Annotated in this window: 22 protein-coding genes; 15 read left to right on the forward strand and 7 right to left on the reverse strand. The window is 64.5% G+C overall.

What is annotated here, in order from left to right; all coding sequences use genetic code 11:
* The first annotated feature begins 3 nt into the window (after positions 1 to 3).
* Positions 4 to 1,110: an ABC transporter permease gene (locus tag ACXAEK_RS09130; RefSeq protein ID WP_475041349.1), complete on the forward strand. Its 1,107-nt coding sequence runs from the start codon at positions 4 to 6 to the stop codon at positions 1,108 to 1,110.
* Positions 1,111 to 1,270: 160 nt separating this feature from the next.
* Positions 1,271 to 2,860: an ABC transporter ATP-binding protein gene (locus ACXAEK_RS09135; protein ID WP_475041351.1), complete on the forward strand. Its 1,590-nt coding sequence runs from the start codon at positions 1,271 to 1,273 to the stop codon at positions 2,858 to 2,860.
* Positions 2,861 to 3,177: 317 nt separating this feature from the next.
* Here ACXAEK_RS09135 and hemN read toward each other — a convergent pair whose 3' ends face one another.
* Positions 3,178 to 4,533, reverse strand: coding sequence for an oxygen-independent coproporphyrinogen III oxidase (gene hemN, locus ACXAEK_RS09140; RefSeq protein WP_475041352.1), 1,356 nt, complete (start codon positions 4,531 to 4,533; stop codon positions 3,178 to 3,180).
* A gap of 62 nt (positions 4,534 to 4,595) precedes the next feature.
* Here hemN and fnrL point away from each other — a divergent pair, with 62 nt between their 5' ends.
* Positions 4,596 to 5,336: a transcriptional regulator FnrL gene (gene fnrL, locus ACXAEK_RS09145; protein WP_475041354.1), complete on the forward strand. Its 741-nt coding sequence runs from the start codon at positions 4,596 to 4,598 to the stop codon at positions 5,334 to 5,336.
* Positions 5,337 to 5,432: 96 nt separating this feature from the next.
* Here fnrL and ACXAEK_RS09150 read toward each other — a convergent pair whose 3' ends face one another.
* A complete protein-coding gene (locus tag ACXAEK_RS09150; protein ID WP_475041355.1) occupies positions 5,433 to 6,035 on the reverse strand; it encodes a cytochrome P460 family protein in 603 nt (200 codons plus the stop codon).
* 131 nt (positions 6,036 to 6,166) lie between these two features.
* On the opposite strand from ACXAEK_RS09150, the gene ACXAEK_RS09155 reads away from it, so the two are divergent.
* Positions 6,167 to 7,054: a LysR family transcriptional regulator gene (locus tag ACXAEK_RS09155; protein WP_475041356.1), complete on the forward strand. Its 888-nt coding sequence runs from the start codon at positions 6,167 to 6,169 to the stop codon at positions 7,052 to 7,054.
* A 312-nt stretch (positions 7,055 to 7,366) separates the two neighbouring features.
* On the forward strand, positions 7,367 to 7,624 hold the full coding sequence (locus ACXAEK_RS09160; RefSeq protein WP_475041358.1) for a GlsB/YeaQ/YmgE family stress response membrane protein: 258 nt from the start codon (positions 7,367 to 7,369) through the stop codon (positions 7,622 to 7,624).
* 77 nt (positions 7,625 to 7,701) lie between these two features.
* Here the strand turns inward: ACXAEK_RS09160 and ACXAEK_RS09165 are convergent, their stop codons facing one another.
* On the reverse strand, positions 7,702 to 8,553 hold the full coding sequence (locus tag ACXAEK_RS09165; RefSeq protein ID WP_475041360.1) for a universal stress protein: 852 nt from the start codon (positions 8,551 to 8,553) through the stop codon (positions 7,702 to 7,704).
* A 205-nt stretch (positions 8,554 to 8,758) separates the two neighbouring features.
* On the opposite strand from ACXAEK_RS09165, the gene ccoN reads away from it, so the two are divergent.
* The 5 genes from ccoN (at position 8,759) to ACXAEK_RS09190 (ending at position 13,149) form a co-directional block, all read left to right on the forward strand.
* Complete coding sequence (gene ccoN, locus ACXAEK_RS09170) at positions 8,759 to 10,369, forward strand: cytochrome-c oxidase, cbb3-type subunit I (RefSeq protein WP_475041362.1); 1,611 nt, start codon at positions 8,759 to 8,761, stop codon at positions 10,367 to 10,369.
* Between the two features lie 14 nt (positions 10,370 to 10,383).
* Positions 10,384 to 11,112, forward strand: coding sequence for a cytochrome-c oxidase, cbb3-type subunit II (gene ccoO / locus ACXAEK_RS09175; RefSeq protein ID WP_475035106.1), 729 nt, complete (start codon positions 10,384 to 10,386; stop codon positions 11,110 to 11,112).
* 10 nt (positions 11,113 to 11,122) lie between these two features.
* Positions 11,123 to 11,329 carry a cbb3-type cytochrome oxidase subunit 3 gene (locus ACXAEK_RS09180; protein ID WP_475041363.1) on the forward strand — a complete coding sequence of 69 codons (207 nt, stop codon included), beginning with the start codon at positions 11,123 to 11,125 and terminating at the stop codon, positions 11,327 to 11,329.
* Entirely contained in the window at positions 11,326 to 12,195 is an 870-nt protein-coding gene (ccoP, locus tag ACXAEK_RS09185; protein WP_475041365.1) for a cytochrome-c oxidase, cbb3-type subunit III, read from the forward strand. Before ACXAEK_RS09180 ends, ccoP begins: the two co-directional genes overlap by 4 nt.
* Positions 12,196 to 12,333: 138 nt before the next feature.
* Positions 12,334 to 13,149, forward strand: coding sequence for a class I SAM-dependent methyltransferase (locus tag ACXAEK_RS09190; RefSeq protein ID WP_475041367.1), 816 nt, complete (start codon positions 12,334 to 12,336; stop codon positions 13,147 to 13,149).
* Positions 13,150 to 13,166: 17 nt separating this feature from the next.
* On the opposite strand, the gene ACXAEK_RS09195 is transcribed toward ACXAEK_RS09190, so the two are convergent.
* Positions 13,167 to 13,859 (reverse strand): DUF2270 domain-containing protein, encoded by a 693-nt coding sequence (locus ACXAEK_RS09195; protein WP_475041368.1) that lies wholly within the window; start codon positions 13,857 to 13,859, stop codon positions 13,167 to 13,169.
* Between the two features lie 235 nt (positions 13,860 to 14,094).
* A complete protein-coding gene (locus ACXAEK_RS09200; RefSeq protein WP_475041370.1) occupies positions 14,095 to 14,295 on the reverse strand; it encodes a hypothetical protein in 201 nt (66 codons plus the stop codon).
* A gap of 96 nt (positions 14,296 to 14,391) precedes the next feature.
* Here ACXAEK_RS09200 and ACXAEK_RS09205 point away from each other — a divergent pair, with 96 nt between their 5' ends.
* Positions 14,392 to 15,267 carry a LysR family transcriptional regulator gene (locus ACXAEK_RS09205; protein ID WP_475041372.1) on the forward strand — a complete coding sequence of 292 codons (876 nt, stop codon included), beginning with the start codon at positions 14,392 to 14,394 and terminating at the stop codon, positions 15,265 to 15,267.
* 36 nt (positions 15,268 to 15,303) lie between these two features.
* Here ACXAEK_RS09205 and ACXAEK_RS09210 read toward each other — a convergent pair whose 3' ends face one another.
* Positions 15,304 to 16,842, reverse strand: coding sequence for a calcium-binding protein (locus ACXAEK_RS09210; protein WP_475041374.1), 1,539 nt, complete (start codon positions 16,840 to 16,842; stop codon positions 15,304 to 15,306).
* Between the two features lie 390 nt (positions 16,843 to 17,232).
* Between ACXAEK_RS09210 and ccoG the strand changes: the two genes are divergently transcribed.
* From ccoG to ccoS, 4 genes are read left to right on the forward strand one after another with little or no spacing between them, the layout of a single operon-like run.
* A complete protein-coding gene (gene ccoG, locus ACXAEK_RS09215; RefSeq protein ID WP_475041376.1) occupies positions 17,233 to 18,666 on the forward strand; it encodes a cytochrome c oxidase accessory protein CcoG in 1,434 nt (477 codons plus the stop codon).
* 3 nt (positions 18,667 to 18,669) lie between these two features.
* Positions 18,670 to 19,134, forward strand: coding sequence for a FixH family protein (locus tag ACXAEK_RS09220; RefSeq protein WP_475041377.1), 465 nt, complete (start codon positions 18,670 to 18,672; stop codon positions 19,132 to 19,134).
* 5 nt (positions 19,135 to 19,139) lie between these two features.
* Positions 19,140 to 21,317, forward strand: a complete 2,178-nt coding sequence (locus ACXAEK_RS09225; protein WP_475041378.1) for a heavy metal translocating P-type ATPase — start codon at positions 19,140 to 19,142, stop codon at positions 21,315 to 21,317.
* 37 nt (positions 21,318 to 21,354) lie between these two features.
* Positions 21,355 to 21,513, forward strand: coding sequence for a cbb3-type cytochrome oxidase assembly protein CcoS (gene ccoS, locus ACXAEK_RS09230; RefSeq protein WP_475041380.1), 159 nt, complete (start codon positions 21,355 to 21,357; stop codon positions 21,511 to 21,513).
* A 261-nt stretch (positions 21,514 to 21,774) separates the two neighbouring features.
* On the opposite strand, the gene ACXAEK_RS09235 is transcribed toward ccoS, so the two are convergent.
* Positions 21,775 to 23,382, reverse strand: coding sequence for a D-alanyl-D-alanine carboxypeptidase family protein (locus tag ACXAEK_RS09235; RefSeq protein WP_475041381.1), 1,608 nt, complete (start codon positions 23,380 to 23,382; stop codon positions 21,775 to 21,777).
* Positions 23,383 to 23,491: the final 109 nt, after the last annotated feature.

A 23,491-nucleotide genomic window follows, 5' to 3' on the forward strand; every position in this document is an offset into this window, starting at 1 on the left:
CCCGTGGCACTCTCCCCCCTGAACCAGCGCCGCTGGCGCAACTTCTGCCGCAACCGCCGTGCCTACTGGTCACTGTGGATCTTCGCGGTGCTGTTCGGCCTGTCGCTGTTTGCCGAGTTCATCGCCAACGACAAGCCAATCCTCGTAAGCTACCGCGGCGAGGTCTATGCGCCGGTGTTCAAGTTCTATCCCGAAACCCGCTTCGGCGGCGATTTCCAGACAGAGGCCGTCTACAGCGACCCGGAGGTCGAATGCCTGATCCGCTCCGGCGGCATTGAGGACTGTTTTGACGCGCCGGAAGAAATCCTGGAGGAGATCGCCGCTGGAACCTATGCGGCGGATGATTTCCACGAGGGCTGGACTCTCTGGCCGCCGATCCCCTACAGCTTTGACACCACCGTCGACCGCCCCGGCGCTGCGCCGCTGCCGCCCGGCGGGCTGAACCTCCTGGGCACCGATGACACCAAGCGCGACGTGCTGGCGCGGGTGATCTACGGCTTCCGCCTGTCGATCCTGTTCACCCTGATGGTAACAGGCGCGGCCAGCCTCATCGGCATTCTGGCCGGTGCGGTGCAGGGCTATTTCGGGGGCCTGACGGACCTTGTGTTCCAGCGGGTGATCGAGGTCTGGGGCTCTGTGAACTCGCTTTATGTCATCATCATCATGTTTGCGATCCTGGGCCGCAGCTTCTGGCTCCTGGTGTTCCTGATGGTGCTGTTCGGCTGGACCGCGCTGGTCGGCGTGGTGCGGGCAGAGTTCCTGCGCGCCCGCAACCTGGAATACGTCCGCGCCGCCAAGGCGCTGGGGGTCGGCAACCTGACCATCATGTTCCGCCACATGCTGCCCAACGCGATGGTGGCGACGCTGACCATGCTGCCTTTCATCATCACCGGCACCATCGGCCTCTTGGCGGGTTTGGACTTCCTCGGCTTCGGCCTGCCGTCGTCAGCCCCCTCGCTGGGGGAGCTGACGCTGCAAGCCAAGCAAAACCTTGAGGCGCCCTGGCTCGCCTTCACCGCCTTCTTCACCTTTGCCATCATGCTGTCGCTGCTGATCTTCATCTTTGAAGGCGTGCGCGATGCCTTTGACCCGCGGAAGACGTTTTCATGACCGGCTCAGACTTGTTTGAGATGCATCGTCCGGCGGGACGCCGGGCAGTGCCCGTCCGCCCCGTTTTGCCGGAGGCAAACCTTCGGTTTGACGGGCGGGCGCTTCGCTTCCGCCCGCGGTCGGGCTCTGCCCTCGGCGTTAGGCTGGGAAGGGAATATTCATGACCAAAACCTCCCCCCTCCTGAACGTCCAGAACCTCCGCGTCTCCTTCCGCCAGGACGGCAAGCTGACCGAGGCCGTGCGCGGCGTCTCCTTCTCCGTTGGCCGCGGTGAAACCGTGGCGCTGGTGGGCGAAAGCGGCTCCGGCAAATCCGTCTCGGCGCTCTCCACCGTTTCCCTCCTGGGCGACAGCGCCACGGTGACAGGCTCCGTCACCTATGACGGCACCGAAATGGTCGGCGCCAGCGAGCGCCATCTGATGCAGGTGCGCGGCAATGACATCAGCTTCATCTTCCAGGAGCCGATGACCTCGCTCAATCCGCTGCACACGATCGAACGGCAGCTGGAGGAATCCCTCGCCCTGCACCAGGGGCTGACCGGCAAATCCGCCCGCGCCCGCATTCTGGAATTGATGGAGAAGGTCGGCATCCGCGACGCCGAAAACCGGCTGACCTCCTACCCGCACCAGCTGTCGGGCGGGCAGCGGCAGCGGGTGATGATCGCCATGGCGCTGGCCAACAAGCCCGACATCCTGATCGCAGATGAACCGACGACCGCGCTCGATGTCACTATCCAGGCGCAGATCCTCGACCTCTTGGCCGAACTCAAGGAAAGCGAAGGCATGGGGCTGTTGTTCATCACCCATGACCTCGGCATCGTGCGCCGCATCGCCGACCGGGTCTGCGTGATGAAAAGCGGCGAGATTGTTGAGGAAGGCCCGGCGGCCGAAATTTTTGCCAACCCGCAGCACCCTTACACGCAGAAACTGCTGGCGGCGGAACCCTCCGGCCAGCCGCAGCCGGTGCCGGCGGATGCTCAGGAACTGGTGGCGGCCAGGGATCTCAAGGTCTGGTTCCCGATCCAGCGCGGCCTGCTGAAACGCACCGTCGGCCATGTAAAGGCGGTGAACCCGATGTCGGTCTCGGTGCGGGCAGGGGAGACCCTGGGTATCGTGGGGGAGAGCGGCTCCGGCAAGACCACCCTGGCGCTCGCCATCATGCGGCTGATCGCGTCGGAGGGCGCGGTCACCTTCCAGGGCCAGGACCTGCGCAAATGGTCCACCCGCGATCTGCGTGCCTTGCGCAAGGATATGCAGATCGTGTTCCAGGACCCGTTCGGCTCGCTCAGCCCGCGGATGACCTGCGCCCAGATCATTTCCGAAGGCCTGGCGATCCACAAGGTCGACCAGCACCGCGACACCCGCGAACTGGTGGCGGAGGTGATGACGGAAGTGGGCCTGGATCCGGCTGCCATGGACCGTTACCCGCATGAGTTCTCCGGCGGCCAGCGCCAGCGCATCGCCATCGCCCGCGCCATGGTGCTGCGCCCGAAACTGGTGGTTCTGGATGAGCCGACATCGGCGCTGGACATGACGGTGCAGGTGCAGATTGTCGAACTCTTGCGCGATCTTCAGACGCGCTATGGGCTGGCCTATCTGTTCATTTCCCACGACCTCAACGTGGTGCGGGCGATGTCGCATCAGGTGGTGGTGATGAACCAGGGCGACGTGGTGGAGACCGGCGCGGCAGAGGAGCTGTTTGCCAACCCGAAACAGGACTACACCCGCAGGCTGCTGGCCGCGGCGGGTTAGACCGCTCCCAGGTTAACCCTCCGGCAGCTTTTGCAGCATCTATGCGTCCGCAGCTTGTGCAACGCCTATAAGTTGCGGCAGCAGGCGTGACCAAATGTTTCGCGCGCGAAACATTCAGGCAGTATTGCTGACCTATTTGCCTGCCTTGAAAACCAGCGGAATGCTCCCGCGCCCGCAGGTGCCCCCGCTGCGCCGGGACCCCTTGGCGGCCTTGGGCGAGGCTCAGCGCCAAGGGCGCTGAGCCTCGCCCAACGGGAGCGCTGCGCCCGGGGCGCGGCGGCGACGGGCGGGAGAACTTTGTCTTTGAAATAAGGGGATCAGATGGCGGTGCTGTGGCCTGCGTGGTTCAGGTCATAAGCGTCGAAACTGCGCGCGATCATCCGCGTCAGCGGGCGGGCCTCCGCGCGGATTTCCAGCCCCTTGGCGGAGATCTGCAGCATCCCCGGAAAGGCTGCGCCTGCCTCTGCAAACATGCGGTCCAGATCCGCCTCGGCCACCGCAAAGCGCGACAGGATCTCCTCGCGGCAGATGCGGAAATCGCACATCAGCGCCTCGATCAGCCGCGCCCTGAGCAGGTCCTCGCCGCCAAACGCATGGCCGCGGGCGGTTGCGAACTGGCCGCCGCGGATGGCACGGACATAGGCCGAGGTGGCGGGCGCGTTCTGCGCATAGCCCTGCGGGAAGCGCGAGATTGCAGAAGCACCGATGCCGATCAGCACATCTGCCGGATCATCCGTGTAGCCCTGGAAATTACGCCGCAGGCGCCCGGTCTGCTGCGCCACCGCCAGCCCGTCATGGGGCCGTGCAAAATGGTCGATGCCAATCTCCCGGTAGCCGTCCCACAGAAACAGCTGGCGGGCGGTCTCGAACAGCTCCAGCCGCGCCTCAGGCGTGGGCAGCGCATCGGAGCGGATCATGCTTTGCCGCCCAGCCATCCAGGGCACATGGGCATAGCCGTAGACCGCCACCCGGTCCGGCGTCAGCGACAGCAGCTTCTGCACGCTTTCGGTCATCCGTTCCTGTGTCTGATGCGGCAGCCCGAACAGGATATCGGCATTGAGGCTGCCGATCCCATGCGCGCGCAGCAGCTCAATCGCCTGGCGTGTCGTCTCGAAACTCTGGATGCGGCCGATCGACTGCTGGATGGTGCTGTCGAAATCCTGCACGCCCACAGAAGCGCGGTTCATCCCTGCTTCCGCCAGCGCCTCCAGCCGCCGGTCTCCGATTTCGTTCGGGTCGATCTCGACCGAGAACTCCGCCCGCGGCGCCAGTGGTACGGCGTCTGTGATGGCAGCCGCCAGATCCCGGATCAGATCTGCGCTCAGCAGCGTTGGCGTGCCGCCGCCCCAATGCAGCCGTGACAGGGTGATGCCCTCCGGCAGGCTGCCGCGCAGCAGGGCGATCTCCGCCTTCAGAACCTCGGCATAGGCCTCCACCGGCGCATCCGACTGGGTGCCCTGGGTGCGGCAGGCGCAGAACCAGCACAGTCTGCGGCAGAACGGCACATGCACATAGAGAGAGATGCTGCTGCCGGGGGAAATCTTGGAAATCCAAGTGGAAAACTGCGCAGAATCCGCCGCCTTCCCAAAATGCGGCGCCGTGGGGTAACTGGTATAGCGCGGCACTTTGGCGTCAAACAAACCGAGTTTGGCCAATTGAGCTTTCTGATCCATTCAATTACCGTTATGGAAAGGCGCGCAGCAAAGCCTTGACCCAGATCAAACGGGATCCCTGAATGAACGCTCCGATCTTGTCACACTCCAGATGCGGCGACTGCCCGATCCGTCACCGTGCCGTCTGCGCACGCTGCAACGCGGATGAGCTGGAAGAGCTGGACGGCATCAAATACTACCGCACCTACGAGGCCGGCCAGCCGATCATCTGGTCCGGCGACGTGATGAATTTCGTGGGCTCCGTGGTTTCCGGCATCGCCTCCCTGACCCAGACGATGGAGGACGGCCGCACCCAGATGGTGGGTCTGCTGCTGCCCAGCGATTTCGTCGGCCGTCCGGGCCGCGAGGGCGCCGCCTATGACGTGGTTGCAACCACCGATGTGGTGATGTGCTGCTTCCGCAAGAAGCCGTTTGAAGAACTGATGGAGCGCACCCCGCATATCGCCCACCGGCTCTTGGAAATGACCCTGGACGAACTCGACGCCGCGCGGGAATGGATGCTGGTTCTGGGCCGCAAGACCGCGCGCGAGAAGATCGCCAGCCTGCTGTCGATCATTGCACGGCGCGATGCCTCGCTGACGCCCGGCGGCGCCACCAACCGGATGGTTTTCGACCTGCCGCTGACGCGGGAGGCGATGGCGGACTACCTGGGCCTGACCCTGGAAACCGTCAGCCGCCAGATCTCGGCCTTGCGGAAAGACGGGATCATCCAGCTGGAAGGCAAACGGCATGTGACCGTGCCCGACATGCGCCGCCTGATGGAAGAGGCCGGCGACGACAGCGACGGCGGCTTCCTGGGCTGAGCCCCTCCGGCGCCTTATTCCTTAGCGGAACAAATCCCCAAGGGTGCTGGGCCGCACCCTTGGGGCTGTGCTGCGTGCACGTGCGGGGGGAACCACTCAGGGTTTTGCGGCCCGCAGCACCGGGTAGAACTGGGTAAAGACAAAATCATCGGCTGCGTTTGCCTCGTGGCAGGCATTGCAGGCATCCGTGGGGAAGGCAGCAGCGGTGTCCGCATAAGGTTCGCCTCCGTGGCCGAAGGAGAAGAAGGCCCAGCCGCCGGGTTCATTCGGGAAGCGGGCATTGTCCTTGACCAGCAGTTCCAGGCCAACGAATTCGCCCTGGAAATAGCCGATGCCCGAGACCTGCGCATTGGCGCCAGTGTCCGGATCGGTGCTGTCATCGGTTTGCACCATCACCAGCTCCTTGGCGATCTGGGTGCCCTCGGGCCAGGTGCCGGTGGCGGCATAATGGTCAAAGGCAGTGGGCTCCACATAGACATTGTGGAACTCGGGGAAGGGCGCCTCGCCGCCGTTCAGCGCATTGGGGGTCAGCGGGCTGCCCACAAAGACCCAGCGGCGGAAATCATCGGGTTTCACCGCCTCTCCGGCCGCGGTGAAGCTGGCGCCGCGGATTGCATCCGATTGGGCAATTGCGGCACCGCCCCCGAGAGCGGCGGCGAGGAGGGCGGTCAGCAGGAGGGGCTTTGCAGCTGCGGTCATGTGGCAATCCTTGAGCAAGTGCGAGGGGTGACTGGGGTCAAGGTAGGAGGGCGGCGGCCCGTTTTGGGTTATGGAATTGATAACTGCCCTTTGCCTGCGAAATGCCGTTTACTGGGTCCGGGAGGACCCGCATGGATTTACGCCGCATCCGCCAGTTTCTGCTGCTGGCCGAAACCCTGAATTTCTCCGAGGCCGCCCGGCAGAGCGGGGTGTCGCAGCCTGCGCTCAGCAAATCGGTGCGCAAGCTGGAGGAGGAGCTGGGCGGCAGCCTGATCCGGCGCGAGGGGCGGCTGACGCATCTCACGCATCTGGGCCGGGCGATGGCGCTGCATCTGGCGGAGGTGGCGCGCAGCGCGTCCTCGGCCGAGGCAGAGGCACGCCGGATCAGCAGCGGCAATGTGCAGCCCTTGGAGATTGCGGTGATGTGCACGGTGGGGCCTTACCGGCTGTCGCGTTTCATGCTGAATTACCTGGCCGAAAACCAGGATGTGGAAATTACCCTGCACGATGTGCCGGCGGTGAAGATCGGCGAGGACCTGCTGAGCGGGCGGGTTGATCTGGCCATCCTCGGCGCGCCGGTCTCGGACGCCGGGCGGCTGCACCACATCGAGCTTTACACCGAGGATATGGTGATGGCCTGCGCCGCCGATCACCCCTATGCGGCGCGGCCGGCGGTGGACCTGGAGGATCTGGGGCGGCAATCCTATCTGGACCGGCTGCATTGCGAGTTCCGCGATACCTTCCTGGCCACGGCGGTGCGGGAGAATGTGGCGATGCGGATTTCGGTGCGCAGCGAGCGCGAAGACTGGATCCAGTATCTGGTCAAGACCGGCCAGGGTGTCACCATCCTGCCGCGCCATTCGGTGGTGATGGACGGGATTGTGACAGTGCCGCTGGCGCGCGAGGACATGAAGCGCAGCGTGCTGTTGTCGGTGGCCGCCGGGCGGCAGGATTCAGAGGCAGTGCAGCAGTTTGTATCCCAGGCGCGCAAACACGCCTGGAGTGGCGGGGGGGGCTGAATCCGCTGGCCTTTACAGGCGGTCCGGAAAACCCGCAAGAACACGCATCGCATCGCATCGCATCGCATCGCATCACCAGCACCAGCACCGGCAGAGCTCCCGCGCCCGCGCGTGCCCGGCTGTGCCGGACCCGCTGGCGGGTTTGGGCGTGGCTCGGCGCGCAGCGCCGAGCCACGCCCAACGGGAGGAAGCCTTTCGCAGGAAAGGCTGACGACGGGCGGGAGCGGCTCTGATTTCCGGGCCTGACGGCAGCGGGTGACCCGGCGGCTCCGGTGTGCTCTACTATTGCGGTAACATAACATGGAGACCGCAATGCAGTTTGGAAGCCTTTTCGGGATGCTGATCATCGGGGCGCTGGCGGGCTGGCTGTCGGGCAAGATCATGCAAGGGCGCGGATTTGGCATCCTTGGCAATATCATCGTCGGCGTTGTGGGCGCCTTCCTGGCCGGCACGATCTTTCCGGCGCTGGGGTTTGCCGCGGGCGGCGGCTTCTTCTGGTCGCTGATCCACGCCACCATCGGCGCAGTGATCCTCTTGTTCCTGATCGGCCTGATCCGCAAGGCGGGGTAGCAGGTCCTGCTGCAGTAAAAAAGGCGCCCCGGGACGGGGCGCCTTTTTCATGCCGGCAATCCGGCTCAGCCGCCGGGTCAGTGCGCCATCAGCACCGGCACTGCGGCCTGTTCCAGCATGTTGCGGGTGGCGCCTCCCAGGATCGCCTCGCGGAAGCGGGAATGGCCATAGGCGCCCATCACGATCAGATCGGCGGCGGTGTCGGCGGCGTGGCGGTTCAGGATGTCAGAGACCCGGGTCAGCGTCTTGCTGAGCACGTCGATCTCGCAGGACACGCCATGGCGCGACAGCATCTGCGCCAGCATGCCGCCGGGATCGGAGCGTTCGGGGCCGTGCTGCGGCGGGTCGATCACTGCGATGCGCACCAGATCGGCGCCGGTCAGGAAGGGCAGCGCCTTGCGGATCGCGGTCATTGCCTCAATGCTTTCGTTCCAGGCCACCAGGACCGTCTTGGGCCGCTGCATCACCGCGCCCCCGCCCGGCATCTTGTCCGGCACCACCAGCACCGGCGCGCGGCCTTCGAACAGCGCCGATTCGACGATCGGCTCTGCCTCGGCGCGCTTGCCCGCGCCATAGGGCTTGCCCAGCACCACCAGGTCGGAGAACCGCGCATGGCGTGCCACATGGCGGCCGAGGTCGGCGATCTGGGCGACGCCGCTGTCGGTGGCAAAGGGGATGCCCGCCCGCTGCAGCGCCTCTTCGGCCCTGGCCTGGACGTCTTCGGCTTCTTCCTGGGCGCGGGCCAGGGTTTCCTGCAGCACCATCGCGTTGGCGCCTGCATAATAATATCCCGTCTGGGTGCGGTCGACACCAAGACAGAGCGCATCGGCATGAGCGCCGAATTCCTCGGCCAGGGCCGCAATTTGCGCCAGAGGCGCCGCTGCGGTTTCCGCAGCCGTGAGGACGGTAAGCAAGGACTTGTAGGACATTGACACCTCTCGGCGGATGATGCACCGCGAGCCTGTACGGCGCCGGTGCGGCGTGTTTCACTGCACGGGAAGAAGTGTCACATGTTGCCCGGATTTGTCTTGATGCAGATCAAGGCAGCACAGGGGCGCCTTTTGCATTAAGGGCGCGGTCTATTAACGTCCCCGGATCCGCAAGAGTCGCGGGGGCATGGCAAAGGGACGCAAGATGTCTAACTATATCAAGCTGATAGCGCTTGGTCTGGTCACGCTGTTTGCGATGATCGGTACCAATTACGCGCGGGATCTGGCTTACCAGGTGCATGCGGTCATCGTGATGATCGTGGCCGGCGGGCTGTTCCTCTATACTTTGCGCCACACCGGAGAGCCGAAAAAGGCCGTTGCCGGGGTGGAAAATGAGTATTTCGACAGCGTGATCCGCGCTGGTGCAATTGCAACTGCCTTCTGGGGTGTTGTCGGATTTCTGGCAGGGACCTTCATTGCGTTCCAGCTGGCCTTTCCGGCGCTGAACTTTGAATGGGCGCAAGGGTTTGCCAATTTCGGCCGCCTGCGCCCGCTGCACACCTCCGCGGTGATTTTCGCCTTTGGCGGCAACGCGCTGATCGCCACCTCCTTCTATGTGGTGCAGCGGACCTCCGCGGCGCGGCTGTGGGGCGGCAACCTGGCGTGGTTCGTGTTCTGGGGCTACCAGCTGTTCATCGTGCTGGCGGCGACCGGCTATCTGTTCGGCTCCACCCAGTCCAAGGAATACGCAGAGCCCGAGTGGCACGTCGACCTGTGGCTGACCATTGTCTGGGTCGCCTATCTGGCGGTGTTCCTGGGCACCGTGATCAAGCGTAAGGAGCCGCATATCTATGTGGCGAACTGGTTCTACCTGGCGTTCATCGTCACCGTGGCGATGCTGCACCTGGTCAACAACATGACCATCCCGGTCTCCATCTGGGGCTCCAAGTCGGTGATTGTCTGGCCGGGCGTGCAGGATGCGATGATCCAGTGGTGGTACGGCCACAACGCTGTGGGCTTCTTCCTGACCGCGGGCTTCCTGGGCATGATGTATTACTTCATCCCGAAACAGGCCGAGCGTCCGGTGTTCTCCTACAAGCTGTCGATCATCCACTTCTGGGCGCTGATCTTCCTGTACATCTGGGCCGGCCCGCACCACCTGCATTACACCGCGCTGCCGGACTGGGCTTCGACCCTGGGCATGGTGATGTCGGTGATCCTGTGGATGCCTTCCTGGGGCGGCATGATCAACGGCCTGATGACGCTCTCGGGCGCCTGGGACAAGCTGCGCACCGACCCGGTGATCCGGATGATGGTGATCTCTGTCGGTTTCTACGGCATGTCCACCTTTGAAGGCCCGATGATGTCGATCCGTGCAGTGAACTCGCTGTCGCATTACACCGACTGGACCATTGGCCACGTGCACTCCGGCGCCTTGGGCTGGAACGGCATGATCACCTTTGGCGCGCTCTACTATCTGGTGCCAGTGCTGTGGAAGCGTGAGCGTCTGTACTCGCTCAGCCTCGTCTCCTGGCACTTCTGGCTCGCCACCATCGGTATCGTGCTTTACGCCGCGTCGATGTGGGTGACCGGCATCATGGAAGGCCTGATGTGGCGCGAAGTGGATGCCAACGGCTTCCTGGTGAACTCCTTTGCCGACACCGTGGCAGCGAAGTTCCCGATGTATGTGGTGCGCGGTCTTGGCGGGGTGATGTTCCTCACCGGCTCGATCATCATGTGCTACAACCTGTGGATGACCGTCCGCCGGGCCCCGGCCAAAGAGGCCAGCCTGACGGTTCAGGTCCCGGCTGAATAAGGAGCCAGGCAGATATGTCCATTCTCGACAAACATAAGATCCTCGAGACCAACGCGACCCTGCTGCTGATCTGCAGTTTCCTGGTCGTGACCATTGGCGGCCTGGTGCAGATCACTCCGCTGTTCTACCTGGAAAACACCATCGAGGAGGTGGAGGGCATGCGTCCCTACACCCCGCTCGAACTGGCGGGCCGGGACATCTACATCCGCGAGGGCTGCTATGTCTGCCACAGCCAGATGATCCGTCCGATGCGCGATGAGGTGGAACGCTACGGCCACTATTCGCTGGCGGCGGAGTCGATGTACGACCGCCCGTTCCAGTGGGGCTCCAAGCGGACCGGGCCGGACCTGGCCCGGGTCGGCGGGCGCTACTCGGATGAGTGGCACGTCGACCACCTGCGCGACCCGCAGGCGGTGGTGCCGGAATCGGTGATGCCGAAATACGGCTTCCTCGAAGAGAAGAAGATCGACGGCAAGTACATCGGCGAGGTGATGGCCACCAACGCGCTCTTGGGCACCCCCTACAGCGACGAGATGGTGGAGCAGGCGCAGCGCGACTTCCGTGCCCAGGCGGATCCGGACAGCGATTACGACGGGCTGCTGGAACGCTATGGCGAGGGTGTCAACGTGCGCAACTTTGACGGCCAGCCCGGTGTTTCCGAGGCCGATGCGCTGATCGCCTACCTGCAGATGCTGGGCACGCTGGTCGATTTCTCGACCTTTACGCCCGACGCAAGCCGCTGAGGAGGGAGAGATGGAACTCTATACACTTCTCAGGCAATTTGCGGACAGCTGGATGCTGCTATTCCTGTTCACCTTTTTCATCGGTGTTGTGGTCTGGGCGTTCCGCCCGGGCAGCACCAAGGTCTACAAGGATACCGCCAACATCCCGTTCCGGCATGATGACGCACCCGCGCCCAGCCAGGGCCAACCCGCCGCGGATAAGGAGGCGAGGGCATGAGCAAGAAATCGCAAAAATTCGAGGGCGATCCGAACACCACCGGCCATGAGTGGGACGGGATCGAGGAATTCGACAACCCGATGCCGCGCTGGTGGCTGTGGACCTTCTATGTGACCATCATCTGGGGCGTGCTCTACACCATCGCCTATCCGGCCTGGCCGCTGATCAACGGCGCCACTGCCGGGGTGCTGGGCTGGTCGACGCGCGGCGACGTCGCGGCAGAGATCACCGCGGTGGAAGAAGCCAACGCGCCGGTCAACGCCAAGCTGGAAGCAACCGAGCTGACCGCGATTGCGGCGGATGCGGATCTGAACTCCTATGCGGTGTCCGCCGGTTCCGCTGTGTTCAAGACCTGGTGCGCCCAGTGCCACGGCTCCGGTGCTGCCGGTGCCAAGGGCTATCCGAACCTGTTGGACGACGACTGGCTCTGGGGCGGCTCGGTGGAGGATATCCACGCCACCGTCACCCACGGCATCCGCAACGAGGACAGCGACGATGCGCGCTATTCCGAGATGCCTGCCTTTGGCCGCGACGAGCTGCTTGAGAAAGAAGAGATTTCCCAAGTGGTGAACTACGTGATGTCGCTGTCGGGCGAGGCGCAGGATGCCAGCCAGGTTGAGGCCGGTTCGGTTGTCTTTGCCGACAACTGCGCCTCCTGCCACGCTGAAGACGGCACCGGCGACCGCGCGCAGGGCGCGCCGAACCTGGCCGATGCGATCTGGCTCTATGGCGGCGACTACGCCACCCTGACCGAGACCGTGAGCAACTCGCGCTATGGCGTGATGCCGGCCTGGAACACCCGCCTGACCGAAGCGCAAATCCGCGCGGTGTCGGCCTATGTCCACCAGCTGGGCGGCGGCGAATAAGCCGGAAGGTTTGCGAAACGCAAAGAAAGGGCTGCCTGCGGGCGGCCCTTTTTCCTTTTGGAAGGCTCCCCAAGGGTTGATCGCATGACGGTTTTCCGGCACCGTCCTCATTATTTGATCAAATTATTGGAGCTGGAAATGACTGCAGATCGGATCAGTCTGGAGACGGCGGTTGCAGCCAACCGCATGGCTTGGGACAGCTCGGCGCGGCTGCATGAGGGCAACGCCCTGTGGCAGGAGCTGACAGCCGGATTTGCGCAGCCGGGGTTTTCGACCTTTGACCGGACCATGACGCAGACGCTGCAAGAGATGGGCCTGAAAGGGCTTTCCGGGGTTCAGATCGGCTGTAACAACGGGCGCGAAACCCTGTCGCTGGCGGCCTTTGGGGCGCAGCGCTGTCTGGGGATCGACCAGTCAGCGGAATTCCTCAAACAGGCCGAGACCCTGAAAGAGATCGCGGGATCGGACTGCGAATTCCTCTGTTCCGATATCTATGCGCTGCCGCCGGATGTCCGGCGCGATTTCGATTTTGCCGTGATCACCATCGGGGTGCTGGGCTGGATGCCGGATCTGGACCGGTTTTTCCAGGCCGTTGCCGGGCTGCTGCGGCCGGGCGGGCGGCTGGTGATCTATGAAACCCATCCGGTGCTGGAGATGTTTGAGCCGGAATTGGAGCAGCCCAATCTGCCGGTCTATTCCTATTTCAGTGATGGCCCCGCGCTGACAGAGCAGGCGATCACCTATGACGGCAGCAAGCAATCCGCTCCGCCGTCCTATTGGTTCAGCCACAAGATGAGCGATATCGTCATGGGGCTGATCGCGGCCGGGATGAGCCTCACCCGGTTCGAGGAATATCCCCATTCCAACCGGGAGGCAGAGTTCGATATCTACCAGAACCAGACGGCGCAGCTGCCGATGTGCTTTGCCCTGGTGGCCGGCAAGGCAGCAGGGTAACGCGCGGGCAGGGGGGATTAGCCCATCGAGGTCATCGACTTGCGCTTGCGGGCGCGGGCGGCGTCGGTTCTGGTGCTCCAGGCGGCGATGCTGCCCCACAACAGAACGTAGAAAACGCCGGTGCCCAGCACCAGTTCACCGGGGAAGGGGCCGATGTCGGCACGGTCCACGGCCTGGCCCAGCGAGGTGATGCCGGTGGGATGCACTGCCAGCTTGCCCGCATAGGCCAGGGACTGGATCAGCAGGATCCAGAAATAGTTGCGCCGGATCCGCCGCCCGATCGCGGTCATCACGCCGACATGGTATTCGGGCCGCAGGTAATCGGCGGCCAGCACATCCTGCCAGTGCTCCTCCAGATGCAGGTCGCCCTCTTTCAGCATCGGTGTGTAGAAATGCGTCTCCATCCAGCGGGCGCGGGCGCGGAAGACGTTGAAATAGCGGTAGCGGCGGGCCTCCAGCATCAGGAAGAAGATGATCAGCACCCCGACCAGGATCAGCGGCAGCGGCGAGGCCTCGGGCGAGGAAAAGGAGATCGACAGCGCCACGCCCAGCGTGACCACGGCCCAGTTGGTGGTGGTGTCCAGCCGGGTGCGCCAGATGGTGCTGCGGTAGATCTCGCCGCGGTACAAATGCGCCAGCGCGCCGATTTCTGCCGCCGACAGCGGTTCGCGGCTGCCGGTTCCGGTCTGTTCGCTTTCATCCTTGGCCATAAGGCCAGCGTAGTTTTTTTACCGGGGCCGGGCAATTTTTTTGCGCTTGTTTGATCCGCATCAAACTCTGCCCGGCGGGGACGGGGTAAAACCGCAGGTGAAAGACATTGCTGCTTGGCTAACACCCCTCCTGGGCAGCAAGATATCCCGCTAGGCCGACGTGCAGGCCAAACGGGTCATGCGCCGGTTTTCCGATCTGTTCGCGCGTTTCCTGGAAAACCGGCGCTTTTTTCGCTCAAATCTCTTGCGGATTGATGCAGCGGACCTGCGGCGGCCGGCCGCGCAGCCATGCGGTGAACCTGGCCAGCAGACCCGGTGCGCGGGGCGGCAGCTGATAGGCGCGCGGCAGCGGTTTGGCGGGCGCCAGATCGCGCAGCCGCACGCAGTCCTGGCGGGCCGCGGTTATCATCGAGCGGGCGTAGATATCGGTCAGCATGGCGGGCTCCTGTTTTGGCGTGTGTTCCTGATACTTGCCTGAAAGCGCGATTCCTGCGAGTTAAGAAGACTCACATCATGTAAGCATGGGTTACATATGGATTGGTTGAACATGCCGCCGCTGGCTGCGCTTCGGGCCTTTGCTGCTTTTGCGGAGGCTGGAAATGTGGTGCAGGCAGGGGCGGCGCTGAATGTCAGCCACGCTGCCATCAGCCAGCAGCTGCGCGCGCTGGAGGCCTATCTTGGTGCGGCTTTGCTGGACCGCAGCGGCCGGACCCTGGCGCTGACGGCGGAGGGGGCGCATCTGGCCCGTGCGCTGCAGCTGGGGTTTGGCGCGATAGAGGCGGCGGTGCAGGAAATTGCGGCCGCCGGTGCCGCCCGGCCGGTGCATGTGACTTGCACGCCCGCCTTTGCCGCCCATTGGCTGATGCCGCGGCTGGCGGGGTTTCAGGCAGAGCACCCGGACATTGACCTGGTGCTGGATCCGCGCGGCGAGATTGTCGAGCTGAAACCGGGCGGTGTGGACATTGCTATCCGTTATGGCGGCGGCAGCTGGCCGGGGCTGGAGGCCGCGATGCTGCTGCCGTCGCCGATGGTTGTGATTGCCGCGGACAGCCTGCTGCAGGGGCGGGAGGTTGCCGCGCCGGAGGATCTGCTGGACCTGCCGTGGCTGGAGGAGCTGGGCACCTCCGAGGCGTCACGATGGCTGGAGTCCCGCGGTGTCACCGCCTCCCTGCGCGGGCCGCGTACCCGGCTGCCGGGCAATCTGCTGATGCAGGCGGTGCGGGCGGGCCAGGGGGTGGCGGTCAGCGTGCAGGCCTTTGCCGAAGAGGATCTGCGCAGCGGCCGCCTGCGGAACCTGTTCACCGAAAGCGACAGCCGCGGCTACCACATCGTGACCCGCCCCGGCGTATTGCGCCCCGAGGCCCGCAAGCTTGTCAGCTGGCTGCGGCGGCAGTGCGCCAAGGGATAATGGCGCAACCTGCCGGGCAGCCTTTGGGGGCTGGGATCAGAACAGGAAGTCGCCCCTGTCCAGATCCGCCAGATCCACGCCCGACAGGGTGATTTCGGTTCTGGCATTGTCGGTGATGACCACGTCGTCCCCGTTTTGGGTCATGTGGTTCTTCTGCAGGTCAGCGAACCCTTTGATGCGGGTCACAGCGGACAAGTCGATCTTTTCGTTGCCGTTGAGGGCGTTGAAGTCCCTAACGGTGTCCGAGCCGCCCTTGTTTGCAAAGACGAACACGTCGCTGCCTCTGCCGCCCGAAAGCTGGTCGTCGCCTTTGCCGCCGGCCAGCTGGTCACTGCCCGATCCGCCAAGCAATTTGTCCCGGCCGCCGTTCCCCAGCAAGGTGTCGGCGCCTGCGCCGCCTTTGAGGGTGTCTTCGCCGCGCCCGCCGGTCAGCCAGTCGTCTCCCTGCAGCCCGTCGAGGCGGTCGTCGAAGCGGGTGCCAGACAAGCGGTCGCTGCCGTCGCTGCCTTGGGGCGGCGCTAGCACAATCCGCGATTCGATTTCGCCGTTGAAGGTGGAACGGCTGTAGTCCTGCCAGCTGACCGCGACAACGCCGTCTGCCAGCTCAGCCACCTTAACCCGCACATCCAGATCTGTTGTCCCGGATGATATTTTGGTTTCACCGCCAATGGGGGTGCCGTCGGCGTTGAACCGCTGTGCGGCGATAATGGACGTGCTCGAAGATGTGACACTCGTCCAAACGATCAGGAAACCGCCGTCCGACAGCGCTGTGACGTCCGGTTTGTACTGCACGTTTGATGTCTGGCTATGCACTTGGAACTCGTCGCCAGCCGGGCTGCCGTCTGCATTCATGATCCGTGCATAGATACCTTCGTCGCTGCCGTCCTGTCCGTCGGAATTCCACGCCACAAGGATTTTGCCGCTGTTCAGAACCGTGATGGAGGGATCCGATTGGTTGTCCAGCCAGTACTGGTTCACCTGAAGCTCGCCCGTTCGTGCCGTGCCATCGGCATCGTAAAGACGCAGCATCACGGCATAAAGGCTGCCGTCCACTTCCCTGGAGCGCCAGGTGACGGCAAAGCCGCCATCCTGCAGTCCGGTGATATCGCCAAACGATTGAAAGCTCTTTGTCGTCTGATTGACACGAAAGTCATCTGAACGGGGGGTGCCATCGGCGTCAAATACCCGGGCATGGTAGCTGAATCCACTGCTGTCCCGCCCAAGGCCGTTGTAGGAAATGGCGAACCCTCCGTCGGCCAGAGCGGTAATTTCAGGGTCGAAGCTTGTGTGCTCTGTGTCCACAAACACTGTGAAGGCTTTCCCGGACGGCACGCCGTCTTTGGAAAACTTCTGCGCTTCAATCTCGGCATTGGTTGTGCTGCGCAGCGACGTGTAGGTGACGACGAAACTGCCATCCTCCAGGACAGCAACGTCCGGGCGGTTGTCTCTGCCAGCGCTTTGCGTAATTTCGATGGCCTTTCCCTTGGGTCGGCCATCGGGGCGGATGATCTGCGCTCTAATGCCGAAGCTTGAGTCCCAGACAGTGACATAGCCGCCATCGGGCAGAGCAGACATGCCATGCACGTTTATGCTTGCGGCATCAGGAAGGGGTGTTTCTGTGCCGGTTCGTGACAAGGTGCTCATATGCTGCTCTTTTTTAGGACTGCAGGTTTGTGAGCTTTGTATTCGTGCATAGAGGGTAGTGGCAACCCTGGGTTAGAAACCCTTGCCGCCTCCCGCCGCTTCAATGACGGAATAATACCGCCGGCCGCCGCAATCGCTGCGCTGCGGCAACTTGCCTCTGGCGGGGGCGGGCGCACAGGCATAGGTGGCGTTTTGCCCTCACAATGCGCGGATGCAGGCCGGAAAACATGATTGTGCGATGCGCTTTTTGATCCACGTCAAAGTTCTGGCATCCTGCATCTGTGACAAGGGCGCGAGACAGCCACAAGACGGAGAGAGTCCGTGAGCGATTCCGAGCCAGCCCCGAGCCTTTACGCTGCCAGGGAGCCGATTTTCCCGCGCCGCGTGTCCGGACCCTTCCGGAACCTGAAATGGTACATCATGGCGGTGACGCTGGGCATTTATTACCTGACCCCCTGGATCCGCTGGGACCGCGGACCCAGCCTGCCGGATCAGGCGGTGCTCTTGGATCTGGCCAACCGGCGGTTCTATTTCTTCTGGATCGAAATCTGGCCGCATGAATTCTACTTTGTCGCGGGCCTTCTCATCATGGCGGGGCTGGGGCTGTTCCTGTTCACCTCGGCGCTGGGCCGGGTCTGGTGCGGCTATGCCTGCCCGCAGACCGTCTGGACCGACCTGTTTATCCTGGTCGAGCGCTGGATCGAGGGCGACCGCAACGCCCGCCTGCGCCTGCACCGGCAGAAAAAGATGGACTTCCGCAAGGCGCGGCTGCGCCTGACCAAATGGGCGGCCTGGTTCCTGATCGGCCTGGCCACCGGCGGCGCCTGGGTGTTCTATTTTGCCGACGCACCAACCCTGGCCTATGACCTGGTGACGCTGAACGCGCACCCGGTTGCCTATTCCACCATGCTGGTGCTGACCGCGACGACCTTCCTGTTCGGCGGCTTCGCCCGCGAGCAGATCTGCATCTATGCCTGCCCCTGGCCGCGCATTCAGGCGGCAATGATGGATGAGGACACGCTGACCGTCGGCTACCGCGAATGGCGCGGCGAGCCGCGCGGCAAACCGCGCAAGACCGACGCGCCCGGCACCCAGCACGGCGACTGCATCGACTGCATGGCCTGCGTCAACGTCTGCCCGATGGGCATCGACATCCGCGACGGCCAGCAGATGGAATGCATCACCTGCGCCCTGTGCATCGACGCCTGCGACGATGTGATGGCCAGGATCGGCAAGCCGCGCGGGCTGATCGACTACATGGCGGCCTCGGACGAGGCGGCGGAACGCCAGGGCAAGCCGTCCAAGAACGTCTGGAAGCATATCTTCCGGCCGCGCACCATCATGTACACCAGCCTGTGGTCGCTGGTCGGGCTGGGGCTGCTGTTTGCCCTGTTCATCCGCGCCGACATCGAGCTGACGGTGGCACCCGAACGCAACCCGACCTATGTGACGCTGTCGGACGGCTCGATCCGCAACACCTATGACGTGCGCCTGCGCAACAAGCATGGCGAGGACCGGGTGTTCAAACTGTCGATCAAGGGCGATCCCACGATGCGGCTGCAGCTGGAAGGCACCGTCTACCACTCGGTCAACGTGCCCGCCGATACGGCGCTCTTGCAGCGGGTCTATATCGTCTCCTCCAGGGGCTCGGCACCTTCGCAGACCGATACCACCCCGGTTCGCATCTGGGTCGAGGATCTGATAAACGGGGAACGGGCGTATAAGGACACCAGCTTTAACGGCAAGGGGAAGTGAGCCATGGCCAAGCGCGAACGTGAGTTTACCGGCAAGCACATGCTGATGGTTTTTGGCGGCGCCTTTGCGGTGATCATCGGGGTGAATATCGCTCTGGCGGTGAATGCGGTGAAGACTTTTCCGGGGCTGGAGGTGAAGAACTCCTATATCGCCAGCCAGGAATTCGACGAACGCCGTTCCGCGCAAGAGGCGCTGGGCTGGTCGGTCTATGCGTCCTCAGCCGGGGATCAGGTCAAGCTGGAGATCACCGATGCCGAGGGCCAGCCGGTGGAGGTCGCCAAGCTGAGCGCGACGCTGGGCCGGGCCACCCATGTGCAGGACGACCAGCAGCCGGAATTCACCTTTGACGGCGAGGCCTATGTGGCGCCGGCCGCGCTTGGCCCCGGCAATTGGAACATCCGTATGGTGGCCCGGGCCAAGGACGGCACCGAGTTCACCCAGCGCGTGATCCTGCATGTGAGGGGGTAACACAGATGACCGCCCAGCTCCGCCCGTCTCTGGCCGCCTGTCCGGCCTGCGTTGCCGCCCCGCACGACAGTGCAGAGCAGGCCCCCACCGAGGCCCGGCTGGCGCTGTCGCTGCCGGGCATCCATTGCCAGGCCTGCATCTCGGCGGTGGAGCGAGAGTTGAACGCGCATCCCGGCATCCATTCGGCGCGGGTGAACCTGACGCTGAAGCGGGCGCTGATCGAGGCAGACCCCGAAGTGCGCGCCGCCGATCTGATCCCGGTGCTGGAACAGGCGGGTTATGAGGCGCATGAGCTGGATCTGGCAGCGCTGGCCGCCACCCAGAATGACAAGGCGGGCCGCGACCTCCTGATGCGGCTGGCGGTGGCGGGCTTTGCCTCGATGAACGTGATGCTGCTGTCGGTGTCGGTCTGGTCCGGTGCGTCTGACGCAACCCGGGATATGTTCCACTGGATCTCTGCCGCGATCACCTTCCCGGCGATCATCTTTGCTGCGCAGCCGTTTTTCGCTAACGCCTGGACCGCGCTGCGGGTTGGCCGCCTCAACATGGATGTGCCGATTGTGCTGGCGCTGGTGCTGGCGCTGGTGACTTCGCTGTGGGAAACCTCGCTGTCGGGCGAGCACGCCTATTTCGATGCGGCGCTGACGCTCACCTTCTTTCTGCTGGCGGGCCGCTACCTGGACTACCGCACCCGGGCGGTGGCGCGCTCAGCGGCTGAAGAGCTGGCGGCGCTGGAGGTGCCCCGCGCGATCCGGCTGCTGGACGGCAATGAATACGAGGTGCCGGTGGCGGATCTGGCCATCGGCGATCTGATCCTGGTGCGCCCCGGCGGGCGGATGCCGGTGGATGGCGAGATCGTCGAGGGCCAGTCGGAACTGGACCGCTCCCTGCTGACCGGGGAAACCCTGCCGGTCTTTGCGGAGCCGGGCCTTGCGGTTTCCGCCGGCGAAGTGAACTTGACCGGCCCGCTGACCGTCCGCGCCACGGCGGTGGGCGAGGACACTTCGCTGCACCGGATGGCCGATCTGGTCGCCATCGCGGAATTGGGCCGCTCCCGCTACACGTCGCTGGCGGACAGTGCCGCCAAGCTTTATGCGCCCGGCGTGCATATCCTGTCGGCCTTGGCCTTTGCTGGCTGGTACCTGTGGACATTCGACATCCGCATGGCGCTGAACATCGCGGCTGCGGTGCTGATCATCACCTGCCCCTGCGCCTTGGGCCTTGCTGTGCCTGCGGTGACCACCGCGGCCTCGGGCCGGCTGTTCAAGAAGGGCATGCTGATCAAACACGCCACCGCGCTGGAACGGCTGGCAGAGGTGGACACCGTGGTCTTCGACAAGACCGGCACGCTGACCGCGGGCACGCCGGAGGTGACCAACCTGGGCGATCACGCCCGCAGCGATCTGGAGATTGCCCTGGCCCTGGCCGAAGGCTCGGCGCACCCGCTGTCCATGGCACTGACCCGCGCGGCGCGGGAGGCCGGAATCAAACCGGCCAGGGTGCAGGACATCACCGAGGTGCCGGGCTATGGCGCCGAAGGAACGTTCCGCGGCGCCCGCGTGCGGCTGGGCCGCGCGGCCTGGGTGGGCGCTGCGCAGGGCAGCCAGACGGCGGCCTGGCTGGATACCGGGGCAGGGGAGGCGAAAGCGTTCCTGTTCACCGACGCGCTGCGCCCCGGCGCCGCGGAGGCCGTCACGGCCCTGAAGGCGGCAGGCAAGGACGTGCTGCTGATCTCCGGCGACACCGTCGGCGCGGTGGAGGATCTGGCCGGGCGGCTGGGCATCGCCAAGTGGGTGGCCGAAGCGCTGCCCGCCGACAAATCCGCCCGGGTGCAGCTGCTGGCAGATCAGGGCAAGAAGGTGCTGATGGTGGGCGACGGCCTCAACGACACTGCGGCGCTGGCGGCGGCGCATGTGTCGATCTCGCCCGCCTCGGCGCTGGACGCGGCACGGGTGGCCTCCGACATTGTGCTCTTGGGCCAGGATCTCGGGCCGATTGCCGAGGCCTGCGGGGTGGCGCAGAAGGCCACCCGCCGGATCCGCGAGAACTTCCGTATTGCCACGCTGTATAATGTGATCGCGGTGCCGCTGGCGATTGCCGGCCTGGCGACGCCCTTGATTGCGGCGCTGGCGATGTCTACCTCTTCCATAACCGTCTCCCTCAACGCGCTGCGGCTGCGCTGAGCCTGCCATACCGGACCCGCCCTCCAAGGAACCGCCCATGAGTGTCCTCGCCTATCTGATCCCGATTTCGCTGATCCTCGGCTCGGTGGGGCTGGCGGCCTTTGTCTACACGGTGCGCAGCAGCCAGTATGACGATCCCGAAGGCGACGCCCGCCGCATCCTGAGCGATGACTGGGACGACAAGCCCAAGCCTTGATCCGGCCCCGGCACCTGGTCCGGCCTGCCGCGGAACAGCAAACAAGCCCTCCCGCCCCCGCAGCTGCCCTGGCTGAAGCCAGAGCCCCTTGGCGGCGTTGGGCGCGGCACCGCGCCACGCGCGGTGCCGCGCCCAACGGGAGGAGGGGTTTTCGTCAGAAAAGCCTGACGACGGGCGGGAGAGCTTGCCCGGGCCGGACGCCCGGCATGAAAAAAGGCGCCGCAGGGGCGCCTCTTTGCTGCGGGTCTGAAGCTGTGCCGCTCAGGACGGGCCGATCGGCTTGCAGGCCACGTTGCGGGCGTTCAAGCGGCGGCAGGCCAGTTCCGCCTGCTCCTGGCTCATGCCAAGGAAATTCGCCTCAAACCCGCGCCGTGTCTTGGCGACCTTGCGCAGGGAGCCGTCCAGCGTTTCCAGCTCAGACAGCGCGGTGCGCAGCAGGACTTTCTCCGCCTGGTAGCGGCTGGTGTAAAGCCCGACATTGACGCCCCAATAGCGGCCGCCGGAGGTGGACAGGCGGGTGACCACCACCGGCTCCGGCTCCTGCGCGGCCTCTGCCCGCGCCAGGCTGGCCGGGCGGGCCGCAGGGCGCAGGCCGGTATAGGGCACCCTCTGCACCGCGGCGATGACCGCGGCTGTTGCCTCTTGCGGGGCGGCTTCCGGCTCAGCCTCTGCCTCCGCCAGGGCCTGGGCGATGCTGTCGCGCAGGGCATCGCCCTGCACGCCGCCGCCGGCGCTGACGGGCTGCACGTTCTCGATCTGCCCGGCGGTTTCGGAGGCGTCCTCGCCAGGTTCGGCGGGCGGCGTCTGCAGGGCTTCCTCAAGGGCGGCCACCAGAACCGGTGATTCGCTGCTGCCGGGCCGGGTCTTGGGCCGCAGGCTGGTGTTCACCTGGCCGCTGACCCGGATGGTTTTGCCTGCAACCCCATGAGACGCGCTGTCACCGGCATCGGCGACCACCACATTGCCTGCGCCCTGATAGGCGGGGCGCTGCGGTTTGCGCAAAGCAGCCCGCGAGGGCGCCCGCCGGAAGCCGAGGTCCAGCAGTTCCGCCACCTTGGCATTGCGCGAGGTGGTGGACTTGCCGCCGAACACAGTTGCGATGATCCGCTCGCTGCCGCGTTTGGCCGATGCCACCAGGTTGAAGCCCGCCGCGCGGGTGTATCCGGTCTTGATGCCGTCGGCACCGCGGTAATTGGCCAGCAGGCGGCGGTTGGTGTTGGGGACTTCGCGGATGCCTGCATGGGTCGAGCGGCGCGAGAACAGGTTGTAGTATTCCGGGTAATCATACAGCAGATGCCGCCCCAGCGTGGTCATGTCGCTGGCGGTGGACAGATGCCCGCTGGCCGTGAGGCCATGGGCGTTCTTGAAGGTGGTGCGGCTCATCCCCAGTGCCTTGGCGGTGCGGTTCATACGGCGGGCAAAGGCCGCCTCGGAGCCGGACAGCGTCTCGCCGATTGCGGTGGCCGCATCATTGGCGGATTTCACCGCCGCAGCGCGGATCAGATAGCGGAAGGCAATCCGCTGGCCGGAGCGCAGCCCCAGCTTCGAGGGCGGCTCAGCCGCGGCATTGCGGGAGATCTTGACTTTGGTGTCGAGGGTGATTTCACCGTTCCGCACCGCCTCAAACGCGATGTAGAGCGTCATCATCTTGGTCAGCGAGGCCGGGTGCAGCCGGGTGTCGGCATTGCGCGAATGCAGCACTTCGCCGGTGCGCGCGTCGATCACCATCGCCGCATAGGGGGCTGCGGCAGCCCGCTGCGGCTGGAGCACCGTCATCAGCGCTGCAACAAAAAGAACCGCGGCTGCCCATAGGAACCGGGTACGGGAATACCGGCCAGACGCCGGATTGACCTGCGTGATCACTGCCATGTTTGCCTCATGCCGCCGGTTTTCCGGCTGGCGTTTTTGCCTGTTCGCAAAAGCGTAACACAGGGTTTATGAGGAATAAACAGGCGCGAATGGGGGCTGTGGCGCGGTT

This window comes from Leisingera sp. ABM4_101 (genome assembly GCF_056158725.1).

Bases quoted from the DNA above. Each gene is read 5' to 3' on its own strand.
- ACXAEK_RS09135 (WP_475041351.1), top strand. From the start codon at position 1,271: ATGACCAAAACCTCCCCCCTCCTGAACGTCCAGAACCTCCGCGTCTCC.
- hemN (WP_475041352.1), bottom strand. From the start codon at position 4,533: ATGGATCAGAAAGCTCAATTGGCCAAACTCGGTTTGTTTGACGCCAAA.
- fnrL (WP_475041354.1), top strand. From the start codon at position 4,596: ATGAACGCTCCGATCTTGTCACACTCCAGATGCGGCGACTGCCCGATC.
- ACXAEK_RS09150 (WP_475041355.1), bottom strand. From the start codon at position 6,035: ATGACCGCAGCTGCAAAGCCCCTCCTGCTGACCGCCCTCCTCGCCGCC.
- ACXAEK_RS09155 (WP_475041356.1), top strand. From the start codon at position 6,167: ATGGATTTACGCCGCATCCGCCAGTTTCTGCTGCTGGCCGAAACCCTG.
- ACXAEK_RS09160 (WP_475041358.1), top strand. From the start codon at position 7,367: ATGCAGTTTGGAAGCCTTTTCGGGATGCTGATCATCGGGGCGCTGGCG.
- ACXAEK_RS09165 (WP_475041360.1), bottom strand. From the start codon at position 8,553: ATGTCCTACAAGTCCTTGCTTACCGTCCTCACGGCTGCGGAAACCGCA.
- ccoN (WP_475041362.1), top strand. From the start codon at position 8,759: ATGTCTAACTATATCAAGCTGATAGCGCTTGGTCTGGTCACGCTGTTT.
- ccoO (WP_475035106.1), top strand. From the start codon at position 10,384: ATGTCCATTCTCGACAAACATAAGATCCTCGAGACCAACGCGACCCTG.
- ACXAEK_RS09180 (WP_475041363.1), top strand. From the start codon at position 11,123: ATGGAACTCTATACACTTCTCAGGCAATTTGCGGACAGCTGGATGCTG.
- ccoP (WP_475041365.1), top strand. From the start codon at position 11,326: ATGAGCAAGAAATCGCAAAAATTCGAGGGCGATCCGAACACCACCGGC.
- ACXAEK_RS09190 (WP_475041367.1), top strand. From the start codon at position 12,334: ATGACTGCAGATCGGATCAGTCTGGAGACGGCGGTTGCAGCCAACCGC.
- ACXAEK_RS09195 (WP_475041368.1), bottom strand. From the start codon at position 13,859: ATGGCCAAGGATGAAAGCGAACAGACCGGAACCGGCAGCCGCGAACCG.
- ACXAEK_RS09200 (WP_475041370.1), bottom strand. From the start codon at position 14,295: ATGCTGACCGATATCTACGCCCGCTCGATGATAACCGCGGCCCGCCAG.
- ACXAEK_RS09205 (WP_475041372.1), top strand. From the start codon at position 14,392: ATGGATTGGTTGAACATGCCGCCGCTGGCTGCGCTTCGGGCCTTTGCT.
- ACXAEK_RS09210 (WP_475041374.1), bottom strand. From the start codon at position 16,842: ATGTCTGCTCTGCCCGATGGCGGCTATGTCACTGTCTGGGACTCAAGC.
- ACXAEK_RS09220 (WP_475041377.1), top strand. From the start codon at position 18,670: ATGGCCAAGCGCGAACGTGAGTTTACCGGCAAGCACATGCTGATGGTT.
- ACXAEK_RS09225 (WP_475041378.1), top strand. From the start codon at position 19,140: ATGACCGCCCAGCTCCGCCCGTCTCTGGCCGCCTGTCCGGCCTGCGTT.
- ccoS (WP_475041380.1), top strand. From the start codon at position 21,355: ATGAGTGTCCTCGCCTATCTGATCCCGATTTCGCTGATCCTCGGCTCG.
- ACXAEK_RS09235 (WP_475041381.1), bottom strand. From the start codon at position 23,382: ATGGCAGTGATCACGCAGGTCAATCCGGCGTCTGGCCGGTATTCCCGT.